General features: G+C 59.3%; 9 protein-coding genes and 1 pseudogene. 2 read left to right on the top strand and 8 right to left on the bottom strand.

What is annotated here, in order from left to right:
- Window positions 1-42: 42 nt before the first annotated feature.
- The 3 genes from ACRESD_RS08070 to ACRESD_RS08060 all read right to left on the bottom strand — a co-directional run bounded on the left by ACRESD_RS08070 (window position 43) and on the right by ACRESD_RS08060 (window position 3501).
- Window positions 43-891 (bottom strand): response regulator transcription factor, encoded by an 849-nt coding sequence (locus ACRESD_RS08070; protein ID WP_431750441.1) that lies wholly within the window; start codon window positions 889-891, stop codon window positions 43-45.
- A 68-nt stretch (window positions 892-959) separates the two neighbouring features.
- Window positions 960-2375, bottom strand: a complete 1416-nt coding sequence (locus tag ACRESD_RS08065) for an aminotransferase (RefSeq protein WP_431750440.1) — start codon at window positions 2373-2375, stop codon at window positions 960-962.
- Window positions 2376-2400: 25 nt separating this feature from the next.
- Window positions 2401-3501: a polyamine ABC transporter substrate-binding protein gene (locus ACRESD_RS08060; protein ID WP_431750439.1), complete on the bottom strand. Its 1101-nt coding sequence runs from the start codon at window positions 3499-3501 to the stop codon at window positions 2401-2403.
- A 186-nt stretch (window positions 3502-3687) separates the two neighbouring features.
- Here ACRESD_RS08060 and ACRESD_RS08055 point away from each other — a divergent pair, with 186 nt between their 5' ends.
- Entirely contained in the window at window positions 3688-4509 is an 822-nt protein-coding gene (locus ACRESD_RS08055) for an aldo/keto reductase (protein ID WP_431750438.1), read from the top strand.
- Window positions 4510-4721: 212 nt separating this feature from the next.
- Here ACRESD_RS08055 and ACRESD_RS08050 read toward each other — a convergent pair whose 3' ends face one another.
- Both ACRESD_RS08050 and ACRESD_RS08045 read right to left on the bottom strand, forming a co-directional pair.
- A complete protein-coding gene (locus tag ACRESD_RS08050; RefSeq protein WP_431750437.1) occupies window positions 4722-5051 on the bottom strand; it encodes a DUF6388 family protein in 330 nt (109 codons plus the stop codon).
- A gap of 10 nt (window positions 5052-5061) precedes the next feature.
- Entirely contained in the window at window positions 5062-5340 is a 279-nt protein-coding gene (locus ACRESD_RS08045) for a hypothetical protein (RefSeq protein WP_431750436.1), read from the bottom strand.
- Between the two features lie 321 nt (window positions 5341-5661).
- On the opposite strand from ACRESD_RS08045, the gene ACRESD_RS08040 reads away from it, so the two are divergent.
- Window positions 5662-7737 carry a PTS sugar transporter subunit IIC/EAL domain-containing protein gene (locus ACRESD_RS08040; RefSeq protein ID WP_431750435.1) on the top strand — a complete coding sequence of 692 codons (2076 nt, stop codon included), beginning with the start codon at window positions 5662-5664 and terminating at the stop codon, window positions 7735-7737.
- On the opposite strand, the gene ACRESD_RS08035 is transcribed toward ACRESD_RS08040, so the two are convergent.
- The 3 genes and pseudogenes from ACRESD_RS08035 to ACRESD_RS08025 form a co-directional block, all read right to left on the bottom strand.
- Entirely contained in the window at window positions 7734-8576 is an 843-nt protein-coding gene (locus ACRESD_RS08035) for a metal-dependent hydrolase (RefSeq protein ID WP_431750434.1), read from the bottom strand. The two genes, ACRESD_RS08040 and ACRESD_RS08035, sit on opposite strands and share 4 nt — an antisense overlap.
- 15 nt (window positions 8577-8591) lie before the next feature.
- Window positions 8592-9482: an SDR family NAD(P)-dependent oxidoreductase gene (locus tag ACRESD_RS08030; RefSeq protein WP_431750433.1), complete on the bottom strand. Its 891-nt coding sequence runs from the start codon at window positions 9480-9482 to the stop codon at window positions 8592-8594.
- A pseudogene (locus ACRESD_RS08025) lies at window positions 9479-9835 on the bottom strand (4-hydroxyacetophenone monooxygenase); the annotation flags it as partial. The pseudogene ACRESD_RS08025 and the gene ACRESD_RS08030, both read right to left, overlap by 4 nt.

The raw sequence follows: 9835 nt of genomic DNA, 5'->3' as shown, positions 1-9835 counted from the left end.
CGCGGGGCAAGCCCGCTCACTACAGAAACAGCGTGGTGTATATCAAGCCCGGGCCATGGCACCGCTACGGGTCAGCCACTCGATGAACAGGGCGAACAGTTCGGCCTGAGAGTTGATGGCCAGCTTGGTGTACAGGTTCTTGCGGTGCATGCGCACGGTTTCCGGGGAAATGCCCAGCACTTGCGCGGTGGATTTAACCGAGTGACCGCGCAGGATCAAGTGGGCGATTTCGCGTTCGCGTACGGTGAGCACACCGTTGCCAAAGCCCATGAACGCGGCTTCGATCTGCTGGTGGGCCTGAGTCTGGGTGAATGTCTCGTCGCTGATCACCTTGGCCAGGCCACCCGTGGTGCCGAAGCGACGTAGCAGTTCGCGGACCATGGCCTGGGTCGATTGCTGCAGCGTCAGTTGCGCCTCGCTGAATTGTCCGGCGCTCAGGCCCTGGAACATGCACAGGGAGATTTTGCTTTGGGGGCACAGGTCGACGATGTAGTAGCTTTCCTGGGCGCCGCCGCTACGCAGGTAGTAGGTCTTGTAGTACTCACTGTTGAAGAAATCGTCCGGGGCGATCTGGGCCAGGTGGTAGAAACCTTCGGCCAGGCCCTTGTCCACCGCCAGGCAGAATGGGTCCAACAAATAGCCTCGGGAAAAGTAGCGGTGGATGATTTCATCCTGATAAGCCCGGGGGATGCCCTGCTGATACAGCAGGTGCGGCGGCAAGCCCTGGCGCTCCAGGCTGATCATCATCGATTCGATGGGGGTGAGGGTGCACAGTGCCCTGGCCAGGTGTTCGAGAAACGACGACTCGTCCACGTGGATAAAGGCCTGGGCCAGGGCTTGATGCCAGGCTTCAAGTTCGTCGAGGGTCGGGGTAGGGCTGGCTGTGGTCATGGCCGCCAGTCTACCCGCGGGGCCGTGCCCAGGCAAAAACGCCGAGACAGGCTCGGCGTGGTGTTTCATCAGTCGTGGTACTCGCCGCTCTGGCGCAATTCTGCGGCGGTTTCGAGGATGCATTGGCGTAGCGTCTCTACCACTTCATCCACTTGGGCGTGGCTGATGATCAACGGTGGCGACATCACGTTCAGATGGCCGATCGGCCGCACCAGCAAGCCTTTGGCCTGGGCGCGCAGGTGGATTTTCTCGCCAATGTTCACCGCCTCTGGCAGCAGCGCCTTGCTGCGCTTGTCCGCCACGAACTCGATGCAGGCCATCAGCCGTTGGCAGCGAATATCCCCGACCAGGGGCAAGTCGGCCAGGCTCTGCAAGCGTTGCTCCAGGTACACGCCCACGTCCTCCACATGGGCCAGCAGGTTTTCCCGCTCAATGATCTCGATATTCTTCAGTGCTGCCACGCAGCTGACCGGGTGGCCGCTGTAGGTAAAGCCGTGGGTAAAGCAGCGGCCCTTGCCTGGCTCGCCGATCACCTGCCAGATCCGATCGGAAAAAATACACGCACCCAGTGGCAAATAACCGGAAGTCAGGCCCTTGGCGGTGGTGATGATGTCCGGCTGCATGCCGAACACGTCCTCGGACGCAAAAAATGCACCGAGACGCCCGAACGAGGTGACGACTTCGTCGGCGACGTAGAGCAGCTCATAGCGCTGGCAGACTTCCCACATACGACGGTGGTAACCCTTGGGCGGGATGATCACGCCGCCGGAGCCCATGATCGGCTCGGCGAAGAACGCCGCCACATTGTCTGGGCCGAGTGTCAGGATCTTGTCTTCGAACTCGCTCACCAGGAAACCGAGGAAATCACTTTCGCTCATCCCCTCCGGTGCCCGGTAGTAGTTTGGGCAGGAGATGTGGTGGAACAGGTCACTCATGAAGTCGAATTCGGGGGCGCGGTCGGCGGCCTTGTTGCCGATGGACATCGTCAGGAATGTGCTGCCGTGATAGGCGCCCAAGCGCGAAATGATGTGCTTTTTGGTCGGCTTGCCCCGGCTGTTCTGGTAGTACTGCACCAGCCGATAAGCCGTGTCCACTGCGGTAGAACCACCGGTGGTGAGGAACACATGGTCAAGGTCGCCAGGGGCCAGGCTGGCGAGTTTGGCGCACAGTTCGATGGCCGTGACGTTGGCCATGTCACAGAACGGATTGGAGTACGCCAACTGGCGCACCTGATGGGCAATCGCATCGGCCATTTCCTCGCGGCCCAGGCCGATATTGGTACACCACATGCCACCGACGGCATCCAGGTAGCGATTGCCATGGGTGTCGTAGATATAGGCGCCGTTACCCGCTGCGATATTCAGCGAACCCTGTTCACGGTGTTCATCGAACATATGGAAACCGTGCATGTAGTGGGCTTTGTCGGCGGCGTCCAGCTTGGCGTGGTCGAACTGGGCGAAGAAAGCGGGATTTGGCAGAGTCATGGCATTTACCTTCAATGGCTGGGGGTTACTTGCCGGTCTTCACGGCATTCCAGGTACGGGTGATCAGGCGCACGGCGGCCTGGGGCTGACTTTTTTGCGTGAATAGGCGCTGCATCGTCGCCGGGTCGGGATAGATGGCCGGGTTGTCGCGGATATCCGCGTTGACCAGGGGCTTTGAAGCCAGGTTGCTGTTGGCGTAATGGATGGTGTTGCTGACGCCGGCCATGGTGCTGGGCTGCAGCAGGAACTCGATGAACTTATGGGCATTCGCCACATGGGGCGCATCGGCAGGAATGTAGAAATTATCGAACCAGATCAACGAGCCTTCCTTGGGTATGAAGTAATCCAGCTTGACGTTGGCCCCGGCTTCCGTCGCCCGCGCCTGGGATGTGGCGTAGTCGCCGGACCAGGTAGTGGCCAGGCACAAGTCACCGTTGGCCAGGCCATTGATGAAACCGCTGGAGTCGAATTTGCGGATATAGGGACGCACCGCCATCAGCACGTCCTGGGCGGCCTTGAGATCCTTGGGCGCGACGCTGTTGGGGTCCAGGCCGAGGTAGGTCAGGGCCAGGGGAATCATGTCGGTGGGGGAATCCATGAAGCTGATGCCGCAGTCGGCAAACCGGGACACGACCTTGGGGTCGAAGATCATCGCCAGGGAGCCGAGGGGGGCGTCCGGCATACGCGCCTTGATCATGTCGACGTTGTAGGTCACGCCGTTGCTGCCCCAGGTATAAGGTGCCGAATAGGTAACACCGGGGTCGTGTGCCTCCAGGCTTTTGAGTACCAGTGGGTCGAGGTTTTTCCAGTCGGGTAAACGGGATTTATCCAGGGCCTGGAATACGTTGCCTTTGATCAGCAGCGGTACCAGAGAGGCATTGAGCAATGCCAGGTCATAACCGGAGCGCCCCGAAAGCAGTTTGCCCTGCACGGTTTCGTACGAATCGTAGGTGTCGTAGACCACCTTGATACCGGTGGCTTTCTCGAAGTCAGCCAGGGTGGTGTCGCCGATGTAGTCCGCCCAGTTGTAGATGCGCAGGGTGTTGTCCGGGGCATCGGTGGCATGGCTCAAAGTTGCCGAGGCCAGCAAGGCGGCACTGAACAGAGCGATGAAGGTTTTCTGCATGGGGACCCACCTATCTTGTGCTTGTTATCAGGCTGAGGGACTGATAGCACTGTCAGGCAGGACGAGGAGGGGCGCCATAACCCGTTCGGGTAGGGTTAAGCTCAGGACGATGGGAGCCTACTGGATGGAACCCTTTTGTCCAGTCAGTGCCACACTCTAGACCCGTGAACTCATCAGGAGATTGTCATGCGTACCATTGATCTGGCTGGCGTGCCTGTGCCGGTCATCGGCCAGGGAACCTGGCGCATGGGCGAAAAACCGGACCAGCGCCGCGCCGAAGTCGCGGCGCTGCAATTGGGCATCGACGAGGGCATGACCCTGATCGATACCGCCGAAATGTATGGCGAGGGCGGCGCCGAAACGGTGGTCGGCGAAGCCATTCGCGGCAAGCGCGACCACGTGTTCCTTGTCAGCAAGGTCTATCCGCACAACGCCAGCCATAAAGGCGTTCCCCGTGCCTGCGAAGCCAGCCTCCAACGCCTGGGCACCGACTACATTGACCTGTACCTGCTGCACTGGCGTGGCCAATACCCTCTTGAAGAAACCGTTGAAGCGTTCGAACGCCTGCGCGAAGCCGGCAAGATCGGCCGTTGGGGGGTGTCCAATTTTGATGTCGCGGACCTGCAGGAACTGGCATCCCCGGCCTGCGCCACCAACCAGGTGCTCTACAACATTGAAGAGCGTGGTATCGAATTCGACCTGCTGCCGTGGTGGCAGCAACACCATTTGCCCTTGATGGCTTACTGTCCGATCGCCCAAGGCGGTGAGCTGTTGTCCAGCCCTACGCTCAAGCAAATTGCCCATCGTCATGAGGTGACACCTGCACAGGTTTCCCTCGCTTGGGTCCTGCGTCAGGACGGTGTGATTGCCATCCCGAAAGCCGTCACGCCCGAACACGTGCGCCTCAATGCGGGCGCCGCGCAACTGGTGTTGGATGAGCATGATCTGGACGCGATCGACCGCGTATTCGGGGCGCCTAAACGTAAGCATCCGCTGGCGATGGTGTAGTTCTTCAGAGGCAGGAACGGCGCCTTCCCTGGCGGTCGTTCCTGCATCAATTGAACCTAGGCGGCCACTGGATTACGCAATTGCCCAGGCATTGCTGGCCTGCGTTACGTTGTGCATTGGCGGTGGACCCCGAGCGACGCGACGTGAGCGTGGCTGAGCTGCGCGAAGTCATTGGCCGCGACCGGTCTCGCTGGTTGCTGTAGGGGCGTGGATCAAGTAGCCAAGTCATGCAGTTGGCAGTACTCGACCCAATCCAGCCCGGCCATCTGCGCGACTTCCTTGTGCACTTCTAGGCGTTGGGCCTCGAAGTCTTCGGCGGATTGCGCCGTCAGCTTGAGGGTCAGTTCCCAAGCGAATAGGTTCAGGCGCTCGGCCTCTGCTTCGAAGGCTTCGTGCAGGCGTTCGGCACGATATTGTGCAAGGGTTTCGCCCCTGGCCTGAGCAGCCAGGGGGTTGAGGCTGTCCAGCTGAGTGACGAGTTGTGGGTGTTCGCGCAGGAACCGATCCAAGGCACGTTGATGCTTATCGTCGGGTGCTGACAAGAGGTGCACCTCAGTGGGAACGACGGGGCTCGGTATCGGACGAGTGTCGGCTGATATGACGCCGAGCCCGCTTGTTGGACTTGCGGCGCAGCCAGTTTTGCAACGGTGCCAGCAAGAAAAACATCAGGTAAGCCGCGAGTACCAGGGTCAGGTCTATCCAGGTTTCAGCGACAGGCCCGGTAAAAATCTCAATGACTTTTTTGATAATGAATAACAACGCCACGCTGCACAGCCACAGCACAATGGTGATGCAGAGGGGGCGCATACTGTTTGAGCGTTTGTCTTGCATAGTCAGCCTTACTCCTGAGTGCCTGCTTCCGTTCCAGACAACATTCCCTGAGTGGGTCACCCGGACTTTACCCCGGCTTCACATCCATTAACGCGCAGAAAGGCGCGGATAATACCGACTCAGATCAGATTAGGGGGCAGATCTTGTCGGAAAGTTCGATATTTCATCTTCGAACCAGCGTAGCAAATGGGCATACGCTGCCTAAATAAATCCAGGTATATGGCAAAAGGCTTTCGCTCACGCTATCAGGACGTGTAGCGTTAACTCGTGTTTCCGGCCCTGATTACCAGGGGCAGCGAGTGACAGGCAGAGGGACAGGTCATGGCGCAAACGCTGTTTAAACTTTTCCTTACTCAACGCCTGGCCGCCCTGGCAAGCACGGAGTCGTTGCGGGCGATTCGTGAGGGGTTGCTGTGGATCTTGCCGTGCCTGTTGGTGTCTGCCTCCTTCCTGATCCTGTCCGAGTGTGCCGGGGTACTCGGGTTTGACCCACAGGTGGTGGGCTTTCTGGCAGGGCTGCACAATCAGATCAGCTCGGTTATCCCGCTGTTGGTGGCCGCATCCATTGGGTACATGCTGGCGATCCAGTATCGCCTGCCACAGTTGCCGATCGCATTCCTGTGCCTTGCCCACGTGGTGGTGGCGACCTTCGTCCTGCGCGAGTATCCACGGGCCTCGGCCACCTTCGTGCTGTTCATCGCCATTGCGTCACCGTTGATCAATGTGCCGGCCATTGCCTGGCTGCATCGCTTTCGTTGGACGCGCCTGGTCAACGAGGACCTCGTCGGCCATAACCTTCGGGGCACCATCAACATGGTGCTGCCTGGCGCAATCACCGCGCTCACATTGGTGGTGGTGTTGTCGTTGCTGCTGCAGGTTCCTTATGTGGCCCAGCTCCAAGGCCCTCAGGTGCTCGATGCGCTGCAAACGCCATACGGCAGCGGGTTGTTCGTGACCCTGATGAATTCGTTGCTGTGGTTTTTCGGCATTCACGGCGTGTATGCCATGCAGCCGCTATTCGATGTACTGGACCAGGCCGTGGTGCTCAACGGGGCTTCGCAGGCGGCGGGTGAGCCGATTCTATATCTGCTCAACAGCGGTCTGCTGGGGTCTTTCGCATTTATTGGTGGGTCGGGCGCGACGCTGTGCCTGCTGTCGGCGATCCTGCTGTTTTCCAAGAGCCAGTCCATGCGGTTGCTGGCCATTGCCAGCTTACCGCTGTCGTTGTTCAACGTCAGCGAGGTGCTGCTGTTTGGACTGCCGATCATCCTCAACCCGCGTTTGTTCATTCCGTTTTTACTGGTACCTGCGCTCAATACCATGGTGGCTTTGGCGGTGGTGCAATTGGGCTGGGTGTCACCGGCGGTGGCCAGCGTCCCGTTTACTGCACCGGTGATGCTCAATGCCTACCTGAGTACCCATGGCGACATGGCTGCGGTGGTGCTGCAATTGGTGCTTCTGGGCTTGGGTACCCTGATATATGCGCCGTATGTGCGGGCGATTCATCGTCAGTCCAGTGAGGGGGGGACGGTGTATCTCAAGTCCCTGGACATGACGTTTCGCGGCCTTGAAGAAAAGGGTCGACTGCTGGAATTCGACCCGGTGCTCGCGTCCCATCGAAATGCGGCACGCCAGGCTGTCGAGTTCAGTCGGATTCAGCAGATCAGCGATTACGAGTTTTACCTGGAGTTCCAGCCGCAGGTCTCCACTCGCACCGGCCTGTGCACCGGTTGTGAAGCTCTGATGCGAGCACGGGACAATCAGGGCGAGGTGCACTCGCCCTGGGAATTCCTGCAATGGCTGGCGCAGGCTCGACTGATGCCTGATGTGGATGTATGGGTGGCCTCCCAGGCGGTACGCCAGTACCAGCAATGGAAGAAGGTTGGCTTTGAGTTACCGATGACCATCAATATTTCCAGTGTGACGCTGACCCACGCCGCCTATGGTGATCGCCTGGTGGAAATCCTGGCTCAGGCCCATGGGCAGGTGTCGGTGGAAATCACGGAAGACGCTCTGGTCGGCGACATCCAGGCCACGCGCCAGACCATCCAGAAATTGCAATCGATCGGCGCCAAGGTCTATCTCGATGACTTTGGCACCGGGTTCTCGGCGTTGAGTTATCTGCACCAGTTTCCCGTGGACTTCATCAAGATCGATCGCAGCTTTGTGGTTGCCCAACGCGATCCCAAAGGGGCTCAGGTGCTGACTGGCATGTTGCGCTTCTGCGAGGCGCTGAACCTGGGAGTGGTGGTCGAGGGAGTGGAGACTGCCGAGCAGTTGGCATTCTTGAGTACCGGCACCGAGTTGTTTATTCAGGGCTGGTACTTCAGTAAAGCGCTGCCCGGCGAACAGGTGCCGCACTTTGTGCGCGAACGTAAAGTATTGGGCGGAGCCTAGGCTGACTCATAGCCGCGTTGTGTCCGCTCTATTTCGTCGAGCAGGCTATCGATGCCCGTCAGGCGTGCGCGATTGTCATGATCCCAAGGATGAAAGCCCGGTTTGAAATAGTGCAGCCATGGCCGCAGCATTCGCGGGAATACGCCACTGGGGCCATATAAGAACTTGAGCATGCGCCAGAAGCCTTTCAGATAGCCGCCTGACGTGCGATCGGCCAGCAACAGGCGCAGGTGGAAATCAAAGACCACCAGCCAGAACAGCGCGGTGGTGGTCAGCATGGTCCCGGTGCGCAGCAGGTAGCGCAGGGGGCCGGGCTTGATCACGGTGTTCCACACATCGAATGCTACCGCTTTGTGTTCGGTCTCTTCGAGCGCGTGCCAGTACCACATCTGCCGGTAGCCCTTGAGCGAGTCGCCAAAGCGTGACGGGTCGCTCAGCAGGATCTCCGCGAGCATCGCGGTGTAGTGCTCAAGGGCGATGGTTACGGCCAGGTTGAAAGAGGGCGGCAGGTGTTTTTTCTGCAGGTCGAGGATGAACTTGAGGCGTCGGTCGAGGGTGTGCGCCGGTAAGCCGGCCGCCTGCAACAGGTCGTTGTAGGCCACATGTTCGCGGCTGTGCATGGCCTCCTGGCCGATGAACCCTTGTATCTCCGCTTTCAGGGCTGGATCGTCAATCTGCGAGCGGTAGTGGCGCACACTGTCCATGAAAAACAGTTCGCCCTGGGGAAACAGCAACGACAAGGCATTGAAGAAGTGGGTGATGAACGGGCCTTGTTCGTGCCAGTTCTTGATACGCTCGGCGGGCAAGGCAAAGCGGATATCGCGGCGGATCGGCAGCATGGTGCGTTCTCCTGTTCAGTGGCGAGGCTCGTCATGGGTTTCGAATACCGGCGTGGGTGGTTTTGGCGCCATGCGTTTGCTGGCCAATACCACCAGTGCTTGATAGGCCGCTGGCAAGCAACGGGCGAGCAGGTCGAGGAAGTAGGCATCGCGCCCGATCAGCACGCGGCGTTTGTTTTTGCGTACACCTTGCAGGATCACTTTGGCCGCTTGATCGGCGTCGGTGATGAACAACTTTTCAAAATCGGCACGGGCCTGTTGTTCGCTGTGGATGAGAAATCCGGTCATGTTGGCGTCGATGCGGCTGCTCCGACAGATATCGGTACGAATTCCTCCAGGGTGCACGCAGGTGGCCGAGACGCCGCAGCGCTGCAGGTCGAGTTCCTGGCGCAGAGATTCGGTGAAGCCACGCACGGCAAACTTCGTGGCGTTGTAGCCACTCATGCCGGGCTGAGCGAACAGGCCGAACACGCTGGACGTGTTGATCACATGCCCATCGCCGCTGGCTTTGAGGTGTGGCAGGAATGCCTTGGTGCCGTACACCACGCCCCAGAAGTTGATGTCGACGATCCATTCCAGGTCGGCGTAGTCCACGCCTTCCACAGTACTCGACAGCGCCACTCCGGCATTGTTGAAGATCAGGTTGACCTGGCCATGCTCGGCGATGCACTGCGTGGCCCATGCCTCGACCGCTTGGCGGTCGGACACATCCAGCACCTGGGTTGTGATCGTCACGGGTGACAACGTTGACGTCTTGATCTGCGTCAGCGTCTGCTCCAGGCCCTGGCTGTTTTTATCCGCGAGCGCCAGATGACAACCCTCCCGTGCCAGGGCCAAAGCCAGTGCGCGGCCCATGCCAGATGCCGCACCGGTGATTGCCGCCACGCGGCCATTGAATGATTTCATGTCAGGCTGCCTTCAGTGTTGGAGTAGGCCGTTGGCACAGGATGAGGCGCGGGTGGCGCCAGGCGGGCGATATAGTCCTTGAGTGCAAAATGCCGAGTGACTTGCTTGAAGCGCCAGGTCGAACCAGGCCACAAGGTGGTGTTCTTGCCGGTGCGCGGGTCGAGGTACCAGCTCTGGCAGCCGCCGGTGTTCCAGATGGTGCGTCTGAGCTTGTCCTGCAGCTGTTGGTTGTAGGTTTCTTCTACGGCGGGTTTGACGTCCACCGTGGCGATGCGATGGTGTTGCATCTGTTTCAACGCATCCAGGATGTAGGTGACCTGAGCCTCGATCATCAGAATCATTGAATTGTGGCC

The organism is Pseudomonas sp., assembly GCF_050739995.1.
Classification (GTDB): Bacteria; Pseudomonadota; Gammaproteobacteria; order Pseudomonadales; family Pseudomonadaceae; genus Aquipseudomonas.
Note: the sequence above shows the minus strand (reverse complement) of the source record. Positions and strands in the feature narration are given on the sequence as shown.